18 protein-coding genes and 1 tRNA gene are annotated in these 22836 nt (G+C 37.0%); 8 read left to right on the forward strand and 11 right to left on the reverse strand.

Features of this window, described 5'->3' with window-relative positions; all coding sequences use genetic code 11:
- On the forward strand, positions 1-1324 hold a 1324-nt coding region (locus ACH2CJ_RS17380; protein ID WP_394994525.1), incomplete at its 5' end, for an NAD(P)/FAD-dependent oxidoreductase.
- 284 nt (positions 1325-1608) lie between these two features.
- Complete coding sequence (locus tag ACH2CJ_RS17385; protein ID WP_394994528.1) at positions 1609-2571, forward strand: glycosyltransferase family 2 protein; 963 nt, start codon at positions 1609-1611, stop codon at positions 2569-2571.
- A 14-nt stretch (positions 2572-2585) separates the two neighbouring features.
- Here ACH2CJ_RS17385 and ACH2CJ_RS17390 read toward each other — a convergent pair whose 3' ends face one another.
- Both ACH2CJ_RS17390 and recG read right to left on the reverse strand, forming a co-directional pair.
- A complete protein-coding gene (locus ACH2CJ_RS17390) occupies positions 2586-2843 on the reverse strand; it encodes a SemiSWEET transporter (RefSeq protein WP_394994530.1) in 258 nt (85 codons plus the stop codon).
- Positions 2844-2940: 97 nt separating this feature from the next.
- Positions 2941-5046: an ATP-dependent DNA helicase RecG gene (recG, locus tag ACH2CJ_RS17395; protein WP_394994533.1), complete on the reverse strand. Its 2106-nt coding sequence runs from the start codon at positions 5044-5046 to the stop codon at positions 2941-2943.
- An 89-nt stretch (positions 5047-5135) separates the two neighbouring features.
- Between recG and ACH2CJ_RS17400 the strand changes: the two genes are divergently transcribed.
- Positions 5136-5211: transfer RNA gene (locus ACH2CJ_RS17400), tRNA-His, on the forward strand.
- A 92-nt stretch (positions 5212-5303) separates the two neighbouring features.
- A complete protein-coding gene (locus ACH2CJ_RS17405; protein ID WP_394994535.1) occupies positions 5304-6332 on the forward strand; it encodes an energy transducer TonB in 1029 nt (342 codons plus the stop codon).
- Between the two features lie 91 nt (positions 6333-6423).
- Here ACH2CJ_RS17405 and secA read toward each other — a convergent pair whose 3' ends face one another.
- Together secA and ACH2CJ_RS17415 are read right to left on the reverse strand one after the other, a co-directional pair.
- Complete coding sequence (secA, locus tag ACH2CJ_RS17410; RefSeq protein ID WP_394994537.1) at positions 6424-9744, reverse strand: preprotein translocase subunit SecA; 3321 nt, start codon at positions 9742-9744, stop codon at positions 6424-6426.
- A gap of 362 nt (positions 9745-10106) precedes the next feature.
- Positions 10107-11249 carry a 2-isopropylmalate synthase gene (locus ACH2CJ_RS17415; RefSeq protein WP_394994540.1) on the reverse strand — a complete coding sequence of 381 codons (1143 nt, stop codon included), beginning with the start codon at positions 11247-11249 and terminating at the stop codon, positions 10107-10109.
- 447 nt (positions 11250-11696) lie between these two features.
- Here ACH2CJ_RS17415 and pyk point away from each other — a divergent pair, with 447 nt between their 5' ends.
- Entirely contained in the window at positions 11697-13145 is a 1449-nt protein-coding gene (gene pyk, locus ACH2CJ_RS17420) for a pyruvate kinase (protein WP_394994542.1), read from the forward strand.
- Positions 13146-13246: 101 nt separating this feature from the next.
- On the opposite strand, the gene ACH2CJ_RS17425 is transcribed toward pyk, so the two are convergent.
- The gene (locus tag ACH2CJ_RS17425) at positions 13247-14026 is read right to left on the reverse strand and encodes a hypothetical protein (RefSeq protein WP_394994545.1); all 780 of its coding nucleotides are present in this window, start codon (positions 14024-14026) and stop codon (positions 13247-13249) included.
- A 113-nt stretch (positions 14027-14139) separates the two neighbouring features.
- On the opposite strand from ACH2CJ_RS17425, the gene ACH2CJ_RS17430 reads away from it, so the two are divergent.
- Complete coding sequence (locus tag ACH2CJ_RS17430) at positions 14140-15507, forward strand: MATE family efflux transporter (RefSeq protein ID WP_394994548.1); 1368 nt, start codon at positions 14140-14142, stop codon at positions 15505-15507.
- Positions 15508-15557: 50 nt separating this feature from the next.
- Positions 15558-16133, forward strand: coding sequence for a ribonuclease HII (locus ACH2CJ_RS17435; protein WP_394994551.1), 576 nt, complete (start codon positions 15558-15560; stop codon positions 16131-16133).
- A gap of 1 nt (position 16134) precedes the next feature.
- Here the strand turns inward: ACH2CJ_RS17435 and ACH2CJ_RS17440 are convergent, their stop codons facing one another.
- Both ACH2CJ_RS17440 and ACH2CJ_RS17445 read right to left on the reverse strand, forming a co-directional pair.
- Complete coding sequence (locus ACH2CJ_RS17440; protein ID WP_394994553.1) at positions 16135-16971, reverse strand: sugar phosphate isomerase/epimerase family protein; 837 nt, start codon at positions 16969-16971, stop codon at positions 16135-16137.
- Positions 16972-17191: 220 nt separating this feature from the next.
- On the reverse strand, positions 17192-18169 hold the full coding sequence (locus ACH2CJ_RS17445; RefSeq protein WP_394994556.1) for an acyl-ACP desaturase: 978 nt from the start codon (positions 18167-18169) through the stop codon (positions 17192-17194).
- A gap of 136 nt (positions 18170-18305) precedes the next feature.
- On the opposite strand from ACH2CJ_RS17445, the gene ACH2CJ_RS17450 reads away from it, so the two are divergent.
- Positions 18306-19040 carry a lysophospholipid acyltransferase family protein gene (locus tag ACH2CJ_RS17450; protein ID WP_394994559.1) on the forward strand — a complete coding sequence of 245 codons (735 nt, stop codon included), beginning with the start codon at positions 18306-18308 and terminating at the stop codon, positions 19038-19040.
- Positions 19041-19108: 68 nt separating this feature from the next.
- On the opposite strand, the gene fabD is transcribed toward ACH2CJ_RS17450, so the two are convergent.
- From fabD to ACH2CJ_RS17470, 4 genes are all read right to left on the reverse strand, one after another.
- Positions 19109-19984, reverse strand: a complete 876-nt coding sequence (fabD, locus tag ACH2CJ_RS17455) for an ACP S-malonyltransferase (RefSeq protein ID WP_394994561.1) — start codon at positions 19982-19984, stop codon at positions 19109-19111.
- A gap of 86 nt (positions 19985-20070) precedes the next feature.
- Entirely contained in the window at positions 20071-20406 is a 336-nt protein-coding gene (locus ACH2CJ_RS17460) for a hypothetical protein (protein ID WP_394994564.1), read from the reverse strand.
- 8 nt (positions 20407-20414) lie between these two features.
- Positions 20415-20966, reverse strand: coding sequence for an SPOR domain-containing protein (locus tag ACH2CJ_RS17465; RefSeq protein WP_394994567.1), 552 nt, complete (start codon positions 20964-20966; stop codon positions 20415-20417).
- 138 nt (positions 20967-21104) lie between these two features.
- Complete coding sequence (locus ACH2CJ_RS17470) at positions 21105-22730, reverse strand: NADP-dependent glyceraldehyde-3-phosphate dehydrogenase (RefSeq protein WP_394994569.1); 1626 nt, start codon at positions 22728-22730, stop codon at positions 21105-21107.
- Between the last annotated feature and the right edge of the window lie 106 nt (positions 22731-22836).

Consider the following 22836-nt stretch of genomic DNA (forward strand, 5'->3'; position numbering starts at 1 on the left):
AAAACTAACAATAATTGGCGGCGGAATGACAGGGCTTGCTGCGGCATATATTGCAGCCAAGCAAGGCGTAAAAGTTACTGTCGTAGAAGGAAGCGATAAATTTGGTGGACTACTCAATACTTTCGAGATTGGTGGAAATCAACTGGAACATTATTACCATCACTTTTTTACCCAAGATGCCGAACTCCGTTGGTTGCTCGAAGATTTAAAAATTTCGGACAAGGCTTTCTACAAAAAAACCACGATGGGGGTTTTCAGAAATGGCAAAATCTATGATTTCAATACTCCCATTGATTTATTAAAGTTTAAACCTGTGGGCATAATTGGAAAAATTCGCTTTGGCTTGACGAGTATTTTTCTTGGAAAATTTGCCAATTGGACAAAAAATGAAGGAATTCCAACTTTAGATTGGTTTTATCGTTGGGCAGGAAAAGATATAACAGATGCTCTTTGGAAACCAATGCTCAACATCAAATTTGGACCTTATGCCAACAAAGTTCCGTTGGCATGGATGATTGGTCGGATGGCTCAACGCCTCAATTCTCGTAAAGGGGGCGACGAGCGTCTCGGCTACATCAGTGGTAGTTGGAAAACTCTGATGGATGTATTAATGAAGCATTTGCAAGAAATGGGAGTGGAGCTAATAAAAAATGAGCCACTCGAAGAATTTAAGATAACTAATGGCACAGTAGAAGGAATTATCACTAAAAACATGACAATTGATGGTGGTAAATTTCTTTTAACAATTCCATCACTTTATTTCGATAAAATCAAAAATTGCCCATTGGATGCCAACGGTGTTGAATATTTCGGTGCAGTTTGTACGATTTTGGAATTGAAAAAATCATTTAGTCATATCTATTGGATGAATGTTGCTGACGAAGGCTATCCATTTGGTGGCGTGATTGAGCATACCAACTTTATTCCCAAAGAAGAGTATAATGGCTCGCATATTGTTTATCTCTCACGTTATTTTGCCATGAGTGAGGCTTTGGCAACAATGACCGAAGATGAAATAAAAGCAGTGATGATTCCACCGTTGAAGAAAATAAACCCTGAGTTTTCGGAAGATTGGATTAAAAATGTTTATGTTTTCAAAACAAATACAGCCGCTACGGTTTGTGATTTGAATTTTTCGGAGAAAGTAACCCCTTGTAAAACATCTACTGAAAATCTCTATTTGGCAAATATGGTTCATATTTACCCCGATGAACGTAGCACCAATAACTCAATCAGAGTTGCTGCAGAGGCATGCAAAACAATGGGCATTAATGCCGATTTTGTGCCTTACGGAGCATCACTTTCAGCAAAAATTGGATTTTGAAACTATTTTGAAAAATAGTTGAATAGTTTTTCAACCGTAAAACTTTTTATATACTAACGGCGTTTATACATCATACACATAAATTCAGCAAAAGTCTTGTTCTTACAAAGAGCAAGACTTTTTTGCTTTCTTGCCCCTCTCAAATTTCTTTTTCATTCCTTTTTCTGCTTCAAAAAGCATATCTTTGCAATTAATAAGATAATATTACTCACAAAATGAGAATTGTTACAGTCAAGCACATCTATTGACTATCAACTATTGACCATCGACTACTTAGCAAAAAAATGATTTCGATTGTTATCCCGATTTATAACGAAGAAGAAAACCTCCATAATCTTTATACTCGTCTTACAAATGCAGCTCCTTCATGGAAAGAAGATTATGAAATCGTTTTGATAGATGATGGTTCTCGCGATAGTTCATTGACGATGATGCGAGTAATGGCTGAAAAAGATACTCACGTAAGAGTCGTTAAACTTTCGAGAAACTTTGGGCATCAACCAGCCATTTCTGCGGGAATTCAAGAAGCAAAAGGCGATGCAATTATTATCATGGATGGCGATTTGCAAGACCCGCCCGAAGAACTGTATCGTTTTTTGGAAAAATGGCGTGAAGGTTATGAAGTAGTTTATGCCGTCAGAACCAAGCGAAAAGAGGGTTTCTTCAAGAAATTAGCCTATTCGAGTTTTTATAGACTTATGGCCGCTATTTCGGACATAGACATTCCACTCGATTCGGGCGATTTTTGTGTGATGGATAGAAAGGTTATCAATGTATTGGTGCATGATATGCCCGAGCAAATTCGGTTCATTCGTGGAATGCGTGCTTATGCAGGATTTAAGCAAATTGGTGTAACTTATGAGCGTGCCGAACGTGCCGCAGGCGAAGTAAAGTTTACTTTCAAAAAATTAGTGCAATTGGCTCTTGATGGCTTGTTTGGGTTTTCGAGCTTTCCATTGAGACTTTCTACATATTTAGGTATAACGATTGCCATTCCTTCGTTGATTGTCGGTATTTTCTTTTTAGTTCATCGCTTATTTGGCTTCAAAGTTTTTGGGCATACGCCCGAAGAAACCCCAGGTTTGGCTTCATTGGCAGTCGGAATGTTTTTTTTAGGAGGTGTAATGCTGACAATGCTCGGCATTATTGGCGAATACATCAGCCGTATTTATATCGAAGTAAAAAAGAGACCATTCTTCGTGATTGATGAAATTATTGAGAAAAAACCTTCAACTCCGCTCAAATAGCAAAAAATAAGAAATCAAAGCGAGGTTTTTCTGTACTTTAACTTGAAGAATAAAATCACCAGCGACAATATCAAAGTGATAGCATTAGCGGCAATCACAGGAAAAGCCTGAACTTTGATTCCGTAAACTAACCACATAATTACGCCCGCCGTAAAAATCAAGAACATCGACAATGAGACATCTTTGACTGACTTGGTTTTATAAATTTGTAAAACCTGCGGCACAAATGCTAAAGTTGTCAGAATGCCCGCTATGTAACCTAAAGTTTCCATACTATTTTAATTTGGTTCTGCTAAAATAATGGAAAAATCATATCAATTGGTTCATTTTACTTAATAATCACAGATAAAACTTTAAATAGTACAAAAATTAACTAATCCTACTCCAATTAGTTTCATTACTCCGCAAAGCATTTACATGAAGTCTAATTGGTTGATTATCAGTAGATTCCAAGTTTGGGTCATTGTCTAAAATCTCCATTACGGCCTCACGTGCGTATTTCAAAATCTCGCCATCTTTGGCTAAATCTGCTACTTTTAGGTCTAACATTCCGCTTTGTTGTGTTCCTGCCATGTCGCCTGGTCCACGGAGCGACAAATCAACTTCCGAAATCTCGAAACCGTTGTTTGTTCTTACCATTGTGTCTATTCTGAGGCGAGTATCTTTACCTAATTTATGGTCGGTCATCAAAATACAATACGATTGTTCCGCTCCACGTCCCACACGCCCTCGCAACTGATGCAATTGCGAAAGACCAAAACGATTGGCACTTTCAATCAACATCACCGATGCATTTGGCACGTCAACGCCTACTTCAATAACAGTCGTGGCAACTAAAATCTGCGTTTCCTTATTTTTGAAACGCTGCATTTCGTAGTCTTTTTCTTTCCAACCCATTTTTCCATGTACAATACTCAAGGGATATTCTGGAAACGCCCTTGAAATACTTTCATAACCATCCATTAGGTTTTTAAAAGACAAAGTTTCCGATTCTTCAATCAAAGGATAAACAATATAAACTTGCCGTCCTTTTTGTATTTCGCTTCGTAGAAACTCAAAAACTCTCAGGCGGTCGGCATCATACTTGTGTAGCGTTTTGATGGGTTTTCTGCCCGCAGGAAGTTCATCAATGACAGAAATGTCCAAATCGCCATAAAGCGTCATTGCTAAAGTTCTGGGAATTGGTGTGGCTGTCATAACCAAAATATGCGGTCTGAAATTTTGGTTTTTCTCCCATAATTTTGCTCGTTGAGCAACGCCAAAACGGTGTTGCTCGTCAATGACGCACAAACCTAAGTTCTTAAACTGTACATGGTCTTCAATCAAAGCGTGCGTACCAACAATGATATTGATGCTGCCATCAAGCAAACCCGCATCAATAATTCGGCGTTGTTTTTTGCCAACCGAACCTGTCAATTCAACAATTTTAATACCAATCAAATCGCCAAACTTTTTCAGACCAGTATAATGTTGGTCAGAAAGAATTTCGGTTGGAGCCATCAAACAAGCTTGGGCATCATTGTCTATTGCCAAAAGCATCGTGATAAAAGCAACAATTGTTTTTCCACTCCCCACATCACCTTGCAACAAGCGATTCATTTGTTTACCCGAACGCATGTCGTGGAAAATCTCACGAATCACTTTCTTCTGGGCATTGGTCAAATCAAACGGTAAATGTTTTTGGTAAAATTCTGTCAGTAATTGTGTTTTGTCGAAAACTTGTCCTGCATAATCATGCTTCCTGATGAGTTTTTGTTTAATTAAGCGAAACTGATTATAGAATAATTCTTCAAATTTTAACCTTCTGGTAGCCTGCCGAAGTGCTTCTTGATTAATAGGAAGATGAATATGATAAATGGCTTCTTGCTTAGAAATCAAGCGGAACTTCTGCACCAAAGGAGGAGGTAGGGTTTCGTGGATATTCGCAACTGCCGACTCAAGTAAAGTTCGCATCCAACGGCTAATTTGCTTACTATCAATGTATTTCTTACGAAGTTTTTCGGTCAAAGGATATACGGGCTGAAAATGTCCACCACGCTCATTTTCGGGCGTGAGAATATCCATGTCGGGGTGCATGATTTGCCATTTATTGCCAAACGAACTTGGTTTTCCATAAACCACGTAGTCGCCCTGTAGCCTAAGGTTTTTCTCCATCCATGTAATTCCCTGAAACCAAGTTAATTCCATGATGCCTGTGCCATCAGTAAATTGTCCAACCAGTCGGGCCTTTGTTCCTTCACCTATTTTTTCCCAAGAGCGTAACCGACCTTTAATTTGGGCAGCAGTCAATCCTTCGTTTAGCTCGCTAATTAGGTGAAATTGCGTGCGGTCTTCGTGGCGAAAAGGATAATATTCTATTAAGTCACCAAAAGTAAAGATGCTCAATTCTTTGTTGAGAATCTCAGCCTTTGACGGCCCCACACCTTTCAAAAATTCGATTTTGGTGTCAAAAAAAGATGTTCTACGTTCGCTCATGTTACTGATTTAGTGGATTTGGTAAATTTGAGCAATTTTTTTTTGAAAGTCAAAGAAAAACTGCTACATTTGCAGTCCTAATGGGAAATGGAGATTGTAGCTCAGCCGGTTAGAGCATCGGTTTGTGGTACCGAGGGTCGTGGGTTCGAACCCCATCATTCTCCCAAAAACGGCTAAAAACCTTGTCAGTAATGACAAGGTTTTTTTGTTTTATCATATTTTCACTATATTTCGCTCAACATAAAATTTTTATAAAAATGGGTAAGATTCTATTTTTTCTACTATTTACTTCTCAATTGTTCGCACAAACACTCAAAGAAAAACTAATAGGAGAATGGGTAAAAGACGAAATTCGCCTAAAAGATGGTAGTCCTATTTTATTGGAGGAGGTGAAAAATATGCAACTGCGTTATGTTTTTTCTGAAAAGGGGAAATTTCTAATAACCATTGATGGTAAATCGGGAATAAGTTCATACCAAATCATAGGTGATACTATTCAGATTGGAAAATCAACTCTTTTAAAAGTATTAGAAATAAGTGAAGTAAAATTAGTAGTTCAAGAATTACACAAAGATCCCATCGCCGAACCATCAAAGGTTAAAATCTCGTTGATTCCCGCTCGAATACATAATTTAGGCTATTTTCCAGAAAAATATCGTACTAAAGGGCAGGACACGATTTATATTTCTAAGCGAAACTATCTCGAACCAATCTTTTTAGATAATGAAAAATCAGCGGCACAATTTATTTCCGATAATTTCTATTTTCCAGCTTTCAAAGTGGGAGATTTTTATTCACGTTTCATTATAACAAAATTGGGAGAAATAAAAGGTATTGAGATTTTGAGTAGTACGGACGAAAAGTATAATAATAAGCTCATAGAAGCCATCAAAACAAGCAAAGATAAATGGTTACCAGCCACATTGGAGGGAAAACCCGTAAACACAGAAATAAAAATGGGTTTTGATATGGGTTGGTCTGAAAAAATGGCGGCAAAAAATAAAGTAGAAGCTCCAAAAGATACAATTGACCCAACTGCATCAAATTATCATTTAATGCGAGCAAATATTAATGTAGAACAGAAGATGTATCCATTAGCAATAAAAAACCTTACATTAAGCCTCAAAGCCGACCCACGAAATATTGATGCTTATTATGCCAGAGCAGCAGTCTATGCTCTCACGAAAGACACGCAGAAAATGTGTATCGATTTGCTTCAACTAAAACATTTGGAACAAGCCAAAGGAACGGAGCTTTGGAGAAAGTTTTGCGATTCGAAGAAATGATATTTACCAAAAAAGTCCTCACCATTGATGAGGACTTTTTGTTATTTAATTTTTTGAAACTATCAACGGTGGTCTGTCGTCAAGCAACTATCTACTCGACTAAAACAGCCTTTCCTGCAATCACATCATCTTCTACGTGCTTGTATTTTACATCACGCTTCACCGTTCCATCTTTGTATTGTACGCTTACACGTTGGTTTCGGTCTGCAATTTTTATATTGCGTAAAGGTGATAACCTTGCTACTGAATCGCTACTTCCCCCTTCTTCATTTGTTTTGTTGGTTTGAAGCTTTGGCGTTTCGGCTTTTATAGGAGCTAATTGTTGAAAACGCATTTCTACAACTCCTGCTTTCATCAAGAAACCTACGGTATCGGCATTTACTTTGTTCAAGAAGTTTTTAAATAACTCAACTGCTTCAAATTTATAAATCAACAAGGGGTCTTTTTGTTCGTAAGAGGCATTCTGTACCGATTGTTTCAAGTCGTCCATATCACGGAGGTGTTCTTTCCATTCTTGGTCAATCACACTCAACGAAATATGCTTTTCAATTTCTTTTATCAAATCACGCCCATCGCTATCAACCGCACCTTTTAGATTACAATACAAGCCAATATTTTGATTGCCGTCTCCAATAATTGCAATAAACGGTTCATCAACTAAAGCACGGCGATCTTTCAGGACATTCTGCAAAACAGGCACCATGTTCTTACGAATCTCGTCATTTTTTGTTTTATATGCTCTTTCAGCTTGCTGATAAAGTCTATCTATCAATTTTGGATTGCCTTTTGAGAATTCACCACGAGCAATTTCTGGTTGCATCGCTAATTTTTGTAGGCAACGCAATTCAAATTCGTCATAATTTCCTTCGGCGTTCATTATAATATCGCTACAAGTATCATACATGATATTGGCAATATCGAGCGATAAGCGGTCGCCGAAAAGAGCATTTTTACGACGTTTATAAATCGTATCACGTTGGATATTCATTACATCATCGTATTCAATTAAGCGTTTACGAGTACCAAAGTTATTTTCTTCAACTTTCTTTTGAGCTCTTTCGATAGAGTTCGTAATCATCGAATGTTGAATAACTTCTCCTTCTTCCATGCCCATTTTGTCCATTACAGAAGCAATACGGTCAGAACCAAACAAACGCATCAATTGATCTTCGAGCGAAACAAAGAATTGTGACGTTCCGGGATCTCCCTGACGACCAGCACGACCACGTAACTGGCGGTCAACTCGGCGAGAATCGTGGCGTTCTGTACCAATAATTGCTAAACCACCTGCGGTTTTACTTTCCGTAGTTAATTTAATATCAGTTCCACGACCAGCCATGTTGGTTGCGATTGTTACCGTGCCTGATTTTCCTGCTTCGGCAACAATATCTGCTTCACGTGCGTGTTGCTTGGCGTTCAAAACTTGGTGTTGAACTTTACGAAGCGTGAGCATTCTACTCAAAATTTCTGAATTTTCTACAGAAGTTGTACCCACCAATACTGGGCGACCAATGCTCACCAATTCTGTAATTTCATCGACAACAGCATTGTATTTTTCACGAACTGTTTTGTAAACTTTATCTTCTTGGTCATTTCTGACAATGTTTCTATTGGTCGGAATCGAAACAACGTCTAATTTATAGATTTTCCAAAACTCGCCTGCTTCCGTTTCGGCAGTACCTGTCATTCCAGCCAATTTGTGGTACATTCTGAAATAATTTTGGAGCGTAATAGTAGCATAGGTTTGAGTTGAATCTTCTACTTTTACGTTTTCTTTCGCTTCAACCGCTTGGTGCAAACCATCTGACCAACGGCGACCGTCCATGATACGACCCGTTTGCTCGTCCACAATCATTACTTTATTTTCCATTACTACGTATTCTACGTCTTTTTCAAACAAAGTGAAGGCTTTCAACAATTGGTTTACTGCATGAATTCGCTCGGCTTTTGTAGAATAATCACGAATTAATTCGTCTTTTTTTACAATTTTTTCTTGCTCATTCAAGTCTGTTGATTTGGCAATTGTTGCTAAATCAACCCCCAAGTCAGGCATTACAAAGAAGCTATGGTCTTCACTTTCACCTGTCAAGAAATCAATTCCTTTGTCAGTAAGTTCGATAGAGTTATTTTTTTCGTCAATCGTGAAATAAAGCGGAGCATCAGCTTCGGGCATTAATTTTTGATTTTCTGACAAATAAATAGCCTCTGTTTCTTGCAAAACCGCCTTCATTCCAAACTCCGAAAGGAATTTAATCAATGGTTTGTTTTTTGGCAAACCTCTAAACGCACGAAACAAAGCCAAACCACCATCTTTTTTATTTCCTGCGGCAATCAATTTTTTTGCTTCATTCAGATAACCATTTGTGAGGGTTTTCTGCACATCAACAATGCGTTGAATACGAGGTTTCAATGATAAAAACAATTCTTCGTCACCTGTGCGAGCCATTGGCCCACTGATAATCAATGGCGTACGGGCATCATCAACCAACACCGAATCAACCTCATCTACCATGGCGTAATGGTGTTCACGTTGCACTAACTCTTCGGGGTCGTTTACCATGTTGTCACGGAGGTAATCAAAACCAAATTCGTTGTTTGTACCATAACAAATACCAGCACGATACGCTTCACGGCGAGCCGAGGTATTAGCAGGATATTTATCAATGCACTCGCAAGTTATGCCGTTAAATTCAAAAATTGGCCCCATCCACTCAGAGTCACGGCGAGCCAAATAATCATTGACAGTTACAATATGCACACCTTTTCCTGCAAGAGCATTTAAGAAAGCAGGGAAAGTTGCAACCAAAGTTTTACCTTCACCAGTTGCCATTTCAGAAATTTTACCTTTGTGCAAGGCAGCTCCACCAATAATTTGAACATCGTAATGCACCATGTTCCACGCCATCAAGTTCCCTGCCGCCATCCATTGATTTTGCCAAATTGCTTTATCGCCTTCAATCGTGATGTGAGATTTTCTCATTGCCAACTCTCGGTCGAGGTGTGTTGCGGTAACTGTTATAGAAGGGTTTTCAGAAAAACGACGAGCTGTTTCTTTGATAACGGCAAATGCTTTTGGGAGAATTTCTAATAAAACAACCTCCAACTCTTTATTTCGGTCTAATTTGAGAGCATCAATTTGTTTGAAAGCCACTTCTTTTTCATCAACCTGCATATCAGGATTTTCGTCAATGTCTGCTTTCAAACTATCAATTTGAGTGTCGATATGCGAAAGTCTTTGAGCTATATAATCTTGTAATTCAATTGTTTTTGCCCGCAACTCATCGTGTGAAAGGTCGGCAAGTTTAACAAACTCATCATTGGTGAGCTTTACATAAGGTTGTAGTTCCTTGTTATCTTTGTCAGATTTCGACCCGAAAATCTGTGTAATTCCTTTTGTTAAAAAATTAAGCATTTTATGTGTTTTGTTCGTTAATTCTCTGTTTTTATGAATCTTTCTTTTATCAAATACCTTTCCAAAAGCAAAAAACTGACAATTTGGCAAGTTTTTAGTGGCTGATACTCAGGCATTTGTCTTTTTAAGAATACAAATTTAACCTTTTATGACAGTTTAATAACAACAAATTGCGGGAATATTACTGAAAGGTAAATAGAAGATTTGATAAGCGGTTATTATTGTAGGAAAAGTGAGGTGTTTATGGAGGCAAGTTTTTTGCAGAAACCTAAAAGCCTTTTAATGAAAAAAATTATGAACTAAGACTTAAAGCACAATAATTGCCATAATTATTAATTCATAACTTTTAAATTCTTGATTTTTTACGCCCGCATCAACTTCATCAAATCTTTGTCATTTACTTCTTTGATTTCGTCGGCTAATGTTAAGAAACGCTTGTATGTATCATCTAAAATAGGTTTTTCGAGTTTAAAGCCAAGCATTTCGAGGCGATGTCTTAACGCATGGCGACCACTTCTTGCAGTTAGAACAATCGAAGATTTTGGCACTCCCACTTCCTGCGGACTCATGATTTCGTAAGTATCGGTGTGTTTCAAGAAACCATCTTGATGAATGCCTGACGAGTGAGCAAAAGCATTTCGTCCTACAATCGCTTTGTTTGCTTGTACTTGCATACGCATGGTTTGAGAAACCAAATTACTCATCGGAAACAACATCGTACTGTCAATATCAGTATGGTAGCCAAGCGATTTATGAACTTTCAAAATCATGGCAACTTCTTCCAACGAAGTATTTCCTGCACGCTCGCCAATGCCATTGATTGTAACTTCCACCTGCCTTGCCCCCGCCTGAATTCCTGCAATAGTATTGGCAGTTGCCATTCCTAAGTCATTATGATTGTGCATCGAAATGATTGCTTTATCAATATTCGGTACGTTATTCATTAAGTAAGAAATTCGGTCAAACATTTCATTTGGCAACACGTACCCAGTGGTATCAGGTAAATTTACAACCGTTGCTCCAGCTTTTATGACTTGTTCGGTCAATCTTGCAAGAAACTCTAAATCTGCACGACCAGAATCTTCAGCATAAAACTCCACATCATCAACAAATTTTCGGGCGTGCTTTACAGCATCAATCGCTTGCTCAATAATTGCTTCTCGGTTACTATTAAATTTATATTTGATGTGAATATCAGAAGCCCCAATGCCTGTGTGAATACGTGGGCGTTTGGCAAATTTGAGGGCTTCACCGGCACATTCAATATCACCTTTTACGGCACGGGATAAGGCACAAACGGTTGTTTCAGTAACAGCTTTTGAAACTTCTACAACCGAACGAAAATCGCCGGGACTCGAAATTGGAAATCCAGCCTCAATAACATCAACACCGAGTTTTTCGAGTTCTCTGGCAATCATTACTTTCTCATCGGTCGTTAATTGACAACCTGGAACTTGCTCGCCATCTCGTAAGGTGGTATCGAAAACATAAATTTTCTGACTCATTTTGAATGAGATTTATATTAATTAAGTGAGTATTTATATCGTTTTCACCAAAAAGCCCTTTCTTACGCTGCAAGAAAGGGCTTTTGTATATACAAAGTCTCCATTTCTCACACCAAAGGGCTGAGTTGCAGGAGTAGTGAAATTGCGATTGACGAATGTTTCAATGGTTTTGTTTTTTATCAAGAGTACAAATTTAGTAGAATATTTTTTTTAGGCAAAAACTTCTTAATATTTTTTTTGGTATCATATTTATTGTAGTATTATTGAGATTTAGGAAAAACGAGCGATTTTCTTGTCTTAAAGCATTATCTATCAGTTCTTTAGATCTAAAAATAGTATAGTTTAATGATTGTTTTTTAAATTATCAAAATACTTTATTCTGCAATTCTCATAAAAAGTTAGTATTTTTGTGTGATTCCTAAGCCGAAGAAAAATTTTATTTTAGTTATGCAAAGAAAAACAAAAATTGTAGCAACACTCGGGCCTGCATCCGAAAGCGAAGAAATGATATTGGCATTGGCAAAAGCTGGTGTAAATGTTTTCAGATTAAATTTTTCGCACGGTACACACGAAGACCACCAAATTAGAATTAACCGAATTCGTAAAATCAACGAAGAGCATGGTTATCAATGTGCCATTTTGCAAGATTTACAAGGTCCAAAAATCAGAATAGGTTTGATGGAAACAGGTAATGATGGCGTTGAAATTTTTGCGGGGAATATTTTAAGATTTGCCAGTGATGATATAATCGGAAATGCCGACAGAGTAAGCACACCGTACAAAGGAATGTATAATGATGTGCAAGTAGGCGAACGAATTTTGATGGATGATGGAAAATTGGAGGTAAAAGTAATAGGTAAAGATGGTACTGATGTAATCACAGAAGTGGTTTATGGTGGACTTTTGAAGCAAAAGAAAGGTGTAAATTTACCAAATACCAATATTTCTCAACCGTCTGTAACAGATAAAGACTGGGAAGATTTGAAATTTGGCTTGGCAAATGACGTAGATTGGGTAGCATTATCGTTTGTGCGTACTGCCGAAGAAATTCAGGCTATTCAACAATATATTAAAGACCAAGGTAAGTTTGCCAAAGTAATAGCCAAAGTAGAAAAGCCAGAGGCAATTACAAATATGGAGGCCATTGTAAACGCCAGTGATGCAATTATGGTTGCTCGTGGCGATTTGGGCGTAGAGCTTCCTTCAGAAGATGTACCGATGATTCAGAAGCGTTTGGTAGAAATGTCTAATTTAGCAGGAAAACCTGTTATTGTAGCAACCCAAATGCTTGAAAGTATGATTGATAGCCCTCGTCCGACTCGTGCGGAAGTTGGTGATGTTGCCAATGCAGTACTTGATGGTGCTGATGCCGTAATGTTGAGTGCAGAAAGTGCTTCGGGAAAATATCCGATTTTGGCAGTTGAAACAATGGTTAATACGATTGTAAAAGTTGAAGAATTGGCCGATGAGAAAAAACTGTACTTCCGCCATCATACTCGTGTAACTGAAGATAGTTATCAATCGAAAGAGAAAGAAAATGATAATGTTGTGATGACAGCTTGTCGTTTGGCTCGTGACCTGAAAGTAAAAGCAATTATCGGTTTTACAACTTCGGGCTATACTGCCGTCAGATTGTCTCATCACCGACCAAAGGCGGGTTTATTTATTTTTACGGGAAATAAGCAATTAGCCACTCAATTAAGTCTATATTCGGGCGTGCAGGTATTTGTTATTGATCAAATAAAAGGCAAAAATGTTGAGGAAGTTGTTGATACAGTTAAAGACTTTTTAGTAGAAAAAGGCGAATTAACCAAAGGAGATTTGTTTATCAATACTTTAAGTTTACCATTACAGAATAACAATAGAACCAATACTGTTAAGTTGAGTAAGGTGTAAACTCCAGCCGACTGCCCTAAATGGGGGGTGAAAAATCAAGCGATATTTACAAAAAAGTCTTTTTCTTATAAGAAAAAGACTTTTTTTGTCTTCACCCGCCATTATGGCTTTGATGTGTTTTTTCGTACCAAAAGCATTATTGGTAGTCCATGATGAAAAATTGGTTTTTCATCATGGTCATTTATTTGCTTTAATTCAAAAACAGTAATTGTATCATTTTTTGAGCGAAAGCCATATTGGTCGGATTTCTCTTTGTTTCCAAAGAAAACCACATCGCCATCTTCATTATCGGCACAATCGCCATTGACACAAACAGTATAATTCTGGTATTTTTCCCAGCCTTTTATTTTTCCAAATTTACTAAAAACAGTGCTTTTTTGCGTAGAAAGGTGTTCAAATATCTCCCAATTACCTTCAAAAGTAGCCTTATTTACCGCAGCAGGAAATGCAACTTTGGGGGTATAACTTTTATCAATCAAATTACTATCTGCACGAACGAATCGAAAAACTCTATTTAAAGTTTTATCGATAAAAAAGAGTGTTTTATCAATTGAGGAATAAACAATTTCGGTTTCGGCATCCTGGTTGAGCTTCAAGCGAAGAGTATCGCCAGTGCGTTTAATTGGTAAATTTGAAAACTCAACTTGACCATTAAATACAAATAGAGAATCTCCATTTTTTTTGTCGAAAACTAATTCTGTGGCATAAAAAGGTAGGTTGTCGGCAACTTGTTTTGGAGAATGATTGTTTTGCAAAGCATCTAAATATTCTTTGTTTAACCAATGTCCGTCGAGGTTTGTTGGTGTGGTTTCTATTAAATTAGAATTACATGCATTTAATAAAATACTCGAGATAATGATTAGTAAATACGTTTTTTTCATTGAAAAAGGAATAAATGAACTGCAAAGTTAAACATCATATAACGATTTATGACTAAATTTTTAGACCTTTGTCGCAAGCGTACAATTTATACAATTATTCGATAATCTTACAAATGCCTATTTTTTCAAAAGTTTACGAAGACGAGATCAAGAAAACCTTTTCGCTTGCTTACCCGATTGTGGTGGCACAATTAGGTGTTATTTTGATGGGAGTTACTGATAATATTATGGTGGGGCGTTATATTGGCAAAATAGGTCTTGGTGCTGCGGGTATTGCCAATTCTATTGCTTTTCTGATTGCTTCTATTGGTATAGGTGGGCTTTCAGTGGTTGCCCCGTTGATTTCTAAGGCAAAAGCTGAGCGAAATATTTCTGAAATTAACCGCCTTTTTCGGTCAGGAATTAAGGTGTCGTTGTTGTTTGGACTAATTTTAGGTTTAATAGGTTTTATTTGCATTTATTTCTTTGATATTTTTCAACAATCGCCCGAAATCAATCATCAAGCACCAACTTTCATGGCAATTATTATTATCTCGAATGTCTTTATGTTTGTTTTTGTTGCTGCCAAACAACTTTCCGACGGACTTTCTCGCACTTATGTTGCCATGATGATAACAGTAATTGGTTTGGTCATAAACTTAATATTTAATGTTTTATTGATAAATGGCTACGCAGGTTTTCCAAAATTAGGTTTAAATGGCTCGGCAACATCAACACTTATTACTCGAATTCTAATGTTGTTTGCTATGTTGGTTTATCTTTTCAAAAATTCAGCATTTAAAAGGTATCTTCAAAGTAAATATAACTCTTTGAAAACCTCTGATTTGGTTATAATGATATTTAAAATTGGAGTACCAAGTGGACTCCAGTTTTTCTTTGAAATTGCAGCATTTTCATTAGCTGTAATAATGATGGGGTGGTTTGGAGAAAACCAATTGGCAGCTCACCAAATAGCAATTAATGTGGCGGCAACTACTTACATGATGGCGGCGGGTTTGGGTGTTGCAGGTGGAATACGAGTCGGAGAGGGGCGAGGCTTAAAAAGCACGCACAAAATCAGAATCTCAGCAAATGTTGCTTTTCTGTTGGTCATTGCATTTATGACTGCTATGATGTTGATTATTTTTATTTTAAATCGTTTTATTGTGGAATTATACATTTCTGACGTTGAAGTAATAAAAATTGCCGTAAAACTCATGTTGATTGCTGCCGTTTTTCAACTGTCAGATGGTATTCAAGTTGTTTCGCTGGGCGTTTTGCGTGGAATTTCGGATATAAATATTCCAACTTGGATAACAATGTTTGCTTATTGGGGTGTAGCTTTACCATTGGGCTATTTTCTTGGATTTACCTTGAAATTAGATGCAATTGGGATTTGGATTGGTCTTTTGGCAGGGCTCACCATTTCAGCTATTTTATTAACCTTTCGTTTTTATCATTTGATTAAGATAATGAAAAAGGTTGACTACATTCATTCATAGTTTTTATTTCGCATAAACTCGTTGTATAATAAAAAATCACACATTGTTCCATGCTCCGTTCACACTACAATATTGATGCCTTAGAAGCTGGTCTTGACGAAGCAGGTCGTGGTTGTTTGGCTGGACCCGTGGTAGCGGCGGCAGTCATTTTGCCGAAAGACTATACCCATCATTTACTTAATGATTCTAAACAATTGAGTAAAATTCAGAGAAATATTTTAAGAATAGAAATTAAACGAGATGCATTGGCGTATGCCGTTGCGGAGGCATCACACGAAGAAATTGATAAAATAAATATTCTAAAAGCAAGTTTTTTGGCAATGCACCGAGCTATTGATAAACTCGTATTTCGACCAGAGCATTTGCTCATTGACGGCAATCGTTTTACACCATATCCTCTAATTTCGCATACATGTATTATAAAAGGTGATGCAAAGTTTTTATCTATTGCGGCAGCATCTATTCTTGCCAAAACCTATCGAGATGATTTGATGGAAAAATTGGCTGAAGATTTTCCACACTATAAATGGCAGCAAAACGCTGGTTATCCAACGCAATTCCATAAAAAAGCGATAAAAGAGCATGGTTTTACGCCCTTTCATCGCCTTACTTTTAAAAGTGATTAAATTAAAATTTCAATCCTTTCAAATAAACCGCATCGCTAGCCATACTTTCAATTGGTCCGATAGGATATTGTTCTTGCTCCACCAAAAAGTATTTAATTCCGCTATCTTTGGCTGCTCTGAGTAGTATTTTATAGTCAATTATTCCAACAGCAAGGTCGGTTTGCTTTGGTTTTGGGTCTTTTGTTTCGAGCTGTTTAATATGGCAAAGTTCGTAACGATTGCCATATTGTTTCAAATGCTCAATACTATTTTCGCCAGCTGCTTCGCTCCAACACATATCCAACTCGAAGCAAACCAACGAAGGGTCAGTGTTTTCGAGTAAAATCTTCTGTCCTTTTACACCATTGGCATTTTGAAAAGAATAAGAATGATTGTGATATCCATATTTTAAACCATGTTTTTTACAAATTTCTCCATTTTTAGTAAACGCCTCAGCTTTTTGTTTCCAAGCATCTGCCGAAGGCTGCATTCCAATTGCAGGGCATATTACATAACTCAAACCCGCTTCAGCACATTTGGCTATCATTGCTTCGTTGGTATCGCCCAGCCCGAGATGTGTGCTTACCATTTTTACGCCAATATCGCTCAAATAGCTCTTCGATTCTTTTGGTGTCATTCCCCAAAGAGGGTCTTTAGAGTAGCTTTCAAAATATTTATAACCCATATCTGCCAATTGCTTCATATACTCTTTCGGGTTTTTTGGAAGTACATCACGAATGCTGTATAACTGACAGCCAAATTTTTTGAGTGTACCTTTGGCTTCCAAATCGGTAGTGATAAATGCCAAAGCCGCCAACGATGCCGATTGTTGTAGAAATGTTCTTCTGTTGATTATCATGGTTTTTTATAAGGTTAAAAAATAAAGATATAGCAAGTTAGTGAAATCAAAGTTTAAAAATAAATAGAATAATAAAAAAGGCGGACTTTTAAAAAAGAACATACTTATGTGCTTGATTATCAATTATTTATTTTGGTTTGTTTCCAACAGAAAAAGAGTAGCAACTGCCATTTTTGGCGATTACTACTCTTTTTTGTAAAACAATTTTCAATATTTTACCTTACGAAATCCAGCTAAACTGATATTCCAATGTAGGAATTTTAGTTCTTTCAGCAACTCGTTTTAAGCGATTTGGTAAAGCCATCAAATAATCTCTTGCTTTTTCTCCAGCATCATTTAAGTTCTGAACGCCATCAATTTTCCAATCTTTCAATAACGATTCCATGATTTCGATGTAGTCGTTGGTAGTATAAACGCCCAAACGCTGAGCTGCATCAGAAAAATGAGAAAATGTTTGTCCCATTTTCACGCCAGATTCACGCAAGAAGTGTGCAGGCATAACGATTTTTTTCCTCATCATATCTTCAAATGCGATCATCATTTCCGAAGGGTCAATTTCAAGAATATGGCTTACAAATGTTTTATAGGCTCGTGCATGACGCATTTCATCGGCTGCAATTACACCACAAATTTTTGCCAAAGGCACATTTCCAAATTCTTTCGATAATTTTGCAGTATTTCGGTGCGAAACATTAGTTGCCAACTCCTGAAAAGACGTATAGATAAAGTTACGATAAGGATCTCGCCCGGTACCGATATCAAAACCATCGGCAATGAGGTACTGTGTCGATACTTCCATTTGTCGCATGTTTACACGCCCAGACAAATACAAAAATTTATTGAGTAAATCGCCATGACGATTCTCTTCGGCAGTCCATCCTCTCACCCATTTTGCCCAGCCGTTTGGTTCATTAACTTGGTCAACGCCTATTACCTCAATCAGCCACGACTCATAAGTTGGAAGAGCTTCCTCGGTAATTGTATCGCCAATCAACACAGCAATATAATCATAAGGGAGTTCTTTGGCTGTTTGTTGAAGTTCACGAACCTCATTTAAAAAATTGTCATTGGTTGAATCTGGCAAGAAGTCAGATGGTTGCCAGTTAGTTTCGATAGGTCTTAAAAATTCATCAACGAAAGTGTCAATTTTTTCGCCAACAAACTTCATCACCTCTAATCTCAAATTGGATAATTCCATGATGGTATTTTTTAATGATTATTTGTTTCAAAATACATCGCAAGATAATTCTTATTTAGGTAAAAAAAGTAGAATTATAGATTTTTTATGACAATTGAGTAGTTTTTAACTATTTTTGCATAAAAAATAATACCTTGTGAAAAAGATTCTTGACTATATTCTTAGTAGCGTATATTTAGTCTATTTTGGACTATTATTAGTTGTATTTCATGTGATACAAGTTATAGCATTTACCATTTTTGGTGAAAAAGCTCAACAAAAGGTCGTTTTTTCCCTTAATTTTATGATTACTTATGGTTGGTATCTTACTGGTACAACAATAAATTTTCGACAAATGTTTGCTCTTCCAACAAATCGGCCAATAATATTTATTTCCAATCATCAGAGTACCTTCGACATTCCCGCAATTTATTGGTTTTTACGTAAGTATCATCCAATTTTTGTTTCTAAAAAGGAATTAGCTAATGGGGTTCCGAGCATTTCATATAATTTACGTAAAAGTCATGCGGCACTTATTGACCGAAAAGATGGTAAACAAGCGGTTGGAGAAATATTAAAATTGAGTAAATATATTCAAGACAATAATTGTTCGGCTGTCATTTTTCCTGAAGGTACACGCTCTCGTTCGGGTATAATGAAGCCATTTGTTGCAGGAGGAATTGCGGCACTAATCAAAAAAGCACCTGATGCACTTATTGTTCCGATAGCTATTCAAGGAAATAATTTATTCGATCCAAACAAAGGGCTTTTTCCTTTGGTTTCTTTCTCAACACTTTCTTGGACTGTGCTTGAAGGAATTGAGCCCAAAGGCAAAAATGCTGACGAAATTGCTCAATTGGCACAAGCGGCAATTCAAAAGATTTTAGGGTAGGTAGGTAAAACCTGCAAGGTTTTGAACGATGCGACGAATCGCAAACCTTGCAGGTTTAAACGAGTATATTAAACTTCCGCCGTTTCTATTTCAGGCGGAGCAATTTTCTTAATTAAACCTTGTAAAACTTTTCCTGGCCCACATTCTACAAATTTTGTTGCACCATCTGCAACCATGTTTTGCACCGATTGTGTCCAACGAACTGGAGCAGTTAATTGAGCTATTAAATTAGCTTTGATGCTTTCCACATCGCTCGAAGGTTGAGCATTTACATTTTGGTAAATCGGGCAAATTGGTGTTGAAAATTTTGTATTGGCAATGGCTTGTGCCAACTCTTCACGAGCAGGTTCCATCAAAGGGGAGTGAAATGCACCGCCCACTGGTAAAATCAATGCTCTTTTTGCTCCTGCGGCTTTCAATTGCTCACAAGCTTCAGTTACAGCCTCAATGCTTCCAGAAATTACTAATTGACCGGGGCAATTATAGTTTGCAGCAACCACAACGCCATCAATAGCAGCACAAATATCTTCTACAACTTTATCTTCAAGATTCAAAATCGCAGCCATTGTCGAAGGGTTTATTTCACAGGCACGTTGCATGGCATCGGCACGTTGAGAAACCAGTTTTAGGCCATCTTCAAAAGATAATGCACCAGCAGTAACTAAAGCGGAGAATTCTCCCAAAGAATGCCCTGCAACCATATCGGGTTTAAAGTCTTCTATAGTAGAAGCTAAAATGACCGAATGCAGAAAAATAGCTGGTTGTGTAACATTGGTTTGTTTGAGTGCCTCGTCAGTACCTTCAAACATTATTTTTGTAATCTCGAAACCCAAAATCTCATTGGCTTTATCGAACATTTGGCGAGCTGAATCTGAACTATCGTAAAGATTTTTGCCCATTCCACTAAATTGAGCCCCTTGTCCAGGGAAAACGTAAGCTATCATATTTATTTATTAGTATACAATTATCAGTTTTTCTACGATAATCAGCTTGCCATTATTGGTTTTTTTGGTAATGTGCTTGTTTACATTTAAAGTTTAACCTTACGATTTGGTTTAAATTCAAACAAATTGCTATTAAATCCCTTTATATGATAGGGAAAAAACTGGTATGTACTTTTTACTCTAAAATCTGAAACCTTATTATCAATTTCAATTTTATATATCAAAAAATCTTTTTTTGTAATCCAAATATCAACAGAACCCTCAGCCAAATATTTCCCAGTAATTCTAAAACAAACATTACCATTAACATCTTCTACTCCAACTAACGTTGGTCTTGATATAGATTGAAATATGTTGTTTCCAAGTATATTTTCATGATTGTTGTTTGAATAGTCAATTATTGATTTTGAACAGTCATTCAAAATTTGCTTTATTTCATCTGCATACTTTTCCGAATATCTATTTTTTCGGAAATAATCATTGCCATTGAATATCGCTGTCTTATAGAAGAATAGTACCTTTCGGCATCTAATCGAGATGTAAAATCCCCAGCCTTTAACTTATAAGTAGGTTGACTAAATGTAAGATAGGTGCTTAATTCTGGAAAATTTTGGTAAATGTAAGACTTTGCTTCGTCTACCTCCTTGCGGTCGTTGCCAACAAAAACTTGGATACGATAACCAGATGAATAACGGACAGTTTTATTATGAACAGAAATAGAATCAAGTGCTATATCAACTTCATTATTTACCTGCTTTGGAAGTTTCGTCATTCCTGATGATGTTGATTTTTCTTTTATGACTTTCTTGTCGCTTATTTCTGTAGTTGGCTTGGTATCATATTGAACTCTAACCGCCGAGAGGTCTTCGTCATAATCGCCCATTGCATTGGTAGTATTTTTTACTGGTGTAATTGACCGTTTACAAGCAAAAAAAAGAGATGTAAAACACACACAAAATATTATTTTTGAAAAAGTCTTCATCGAGGTATTAATTAGGTTTTTGGAGGTGTTTTCTACAAAACGTAATTTTATAGAGAAAACACAATCAAAATTAAAAAAATATTCTCTGTTTCCGATAAATTTAATAAAAAAGTCCTCGTTGGCTAACGAGGACTTTTTTTAGAAGATATATTTGGTTGAAAGAAAATGCGAACTATGCTCTTCAACAATCTCATTAAAAATCTTTTTGTTGGCTTCGGTATCTTTCGTTGCCACCACCGTTCTGATTGAAAAAGCACGCAAAGCATCTTCTACCGAAAGCGTTCCTTCTGCCGAATCTTTTCTGCCTGTAAATGGAAAAGTATCGGGTCCACGTTGGCATTGTGCATTGATATTCACTCGACTTACCTGATTGACTAATGGGTCTATCAAATGTGCAATTTGGTCAGGATTTGTGCCAAAAATGCTTATTTGTTGTCCGTGAGAAGAATTTATGATGTATTGAATAGGTTCTTCAACATCATCAAAAGGCACAACAGGTACCAATGGGCCAAATTGTTCTTCGTTATAAACCTTCATTTTTTCGTTGACAGGATATAAAACTGCTGGATAAAAGAATGAGTTTACTACAGTTCCACCGCCCTCATTTATCACTTCTGCCCCATTGGCTTTAGCATCTGAAATACATTCGGCTAAGTAAGTCGGCTTATTTGGTTCGGGCAATGGTGTAAGATTTACTCCTGCTTCCCACGGCATTCCAAATTTTAGTTTTTCGAGTTCTTCAGTAAATCTATTCAAGAATTTCTTGGCAATTGAGCGATGTACCCAAATAATTTTGATTGCGGTACAACGTTGTCCATTGAAAGAAAGCGAGCCAAGAATACATTCTTTCACTGCCAATTCAACATCAGCATTTTTCAAGACAATGGCTGCATTTTTGGCATCTAAACCCAAAACAGCTCTCAAGCGATTTAGTTTTGGGTGCATTTTTTTCAAGTCATTGGCAACTTTGCTTGAGCCAATAAGTGCCAATACATTTATTTTTCCGGTCTGCATCAGAGGTGGAACAACCGTTGCTCCACGACCATAAATAGTATTAACAACCCCTTTCGGAAAACATTCTTGGAAAGCCTTTAATAATGGATAATGCAAAAGAGTACCATGTTTTGGTGGCTTGAAAAGAATAGTATTTCCCATCAAAATGGCTGGAATAAGTGTACAGAAAGTTTCGTTCAATGGATAATTGAAAGGCCCCATACAAAGTACTACACCCAGTGGAGAGCGACGAATTTGTCCGATAATTCCTTGCTCAATTTTAAAGCGAGACGAATTTCGGTCAATATCTTTCAAGCAATCTATTGTATCATAAATATATTCGATTGTTCGGTCAAATTCTTTGATAGAATCGGCTAAAGACTTACCAATTTCGTACATCAATAAATTTACGATTTCGGTTTTTTTCTCCAGCATTTTCTTGACAAACAGTTCCATACAAGCAATTCGCTCACTAACACTCATGGTTGGCCATTCGCCTCGGCCATTATCGTATGCCTTTAGGGCGGCTTCCAGAGCCTCCATTGCTTCGGCAACATCAGTAATTGGATGACTACCAATAAATTTGCTGGTAAACTTATCGCCATCTTTTATATAAATTGGCGAAAAAACATCTTGTGTTGCACCTTCCCATTGACAAATTTTGCCACCTACCAAATATTCTTTTTGGTAAATTGGCTGAATCTGATAGGCTTCAGGAATTTGATTAGCTTCGGGAAAAATAGCCGTAATTTTTTCTTGTAGATTAGTCATGCTCTTTATCTTTAGAATCATTATTGTTTTGTAATAAAACAAAGACGAAATTACGGAGAGCAATATGAAAACCAAAGAGAATTTGGCTTTGTTTAGTTTTTTCAGC

This window comes from Emticicia sp., assembly GCF_043780375.1.
Lineage (GTDB): Bacteria > Bacteroidota > Bacteroidia > Cytophagales > Spirosomataceae > Emticicia.

Coding starts and splice junctions, on each gene's coding strand:
- ACH2CJ_RS17385 (WP_394994528.1), top strand. CDS start 1,609: ATGATTTCGATTGTTATCCCGATTTATAACGAAGAAGAAAACCTCCAT.
- ACH2CJ_RS17390 (WP_394994530.1), bottom strand. CDS start 2,843: ATGGAAACTTTAGGTTACATAGCGGGCATTCTGACAACTTTAGCATTT.
- recG (WP_394994533.1), bottom strand. CDS start 5,046: ATGAGCGAACGTAGAACATCTTTTTTTGACACCAAAATCGAATTTTTG.
- ACH2CJ_RS17405 (WP_394994535.1), top strand. CDS start 5,304: ATGGGTAAGATTCTATTTTTTCTACTATTTACTTCTCAATTGTTCGCA.
- secA (WP_394994537.1), bottom strand. CDS start 9,744: ATGCTTAATTTTTTAACAAAAGGAATTACACAGATTTTCGGGTCGAAA.
- ACH2CJ_RS17415 (WP_394994540.1), bottom strand. CDS start 11,249: ATGAGTCAGAAAATTTATGTTTTCGATACCACCTTACGAGATGGCGAG.
- pyk (WP_394994542.1), top strand. CDS start 11,697: ATGCAAAGAAAAACAAAAATTGTAGCAACACTCGGGCCTGCATCCGAA.
- ACH2CJ_RS17425 (WP_394994545.1), bottom strand. CDS start 14,026: ATGAAAAAAACGTATTTACTAATCATTATCTCGAGTATTTTATTAAAT.
- ACH2CJ_RS17430 (WP_394994548.1), top strand. CDS start 14,140: ATGCCTATTTTTTCAAAAGTTTACGAAGACGAGATCAAGAAAACCTTT.
- ACH2CJ_RS17435 (WP_394994551.1), top strand. CDS start 15,558: ATGCTCCGTTCACACTACAATATTGATGCCTTAGAAGCTGGTCTTGAC.
- ACH2CJ_RS17440 (WP_394994553.1), bottom strand. CDS start 16,971: ATGATAATCAACAGAAGAACATTTCTACAACAATCGGCATCGTTGGCG.
- ACH2CJ_RS17445 (WP_394994556.1), bottom strand. CDS start 18,169: ATGGAATTATCCAATTTGAGATTAGAGGTGATGAAGTTTGTTGGCGAA.
- fabD (WP_394994561.1), bottom strand. CDS start 19,984: ATGATAGCTTACGTTTTCCCTGGACAAGGGGCTCAATTTAGTGGAATG.
- ACH2CJ_RS17465 (WP_394994567.1), bottom strand. CDS start 20,966: ATGAAGACTTTTTCAAAAATAATATTTTGTGTGTGTTTTACATCTCTT.
- ACH2CJ_RS17470 (WP_394994569.1), bottom strand. CDS start 22,730: ATGACTAATCTACAAGAAAAAATTACGGCTATTTTTCCCGAAGCTAAT.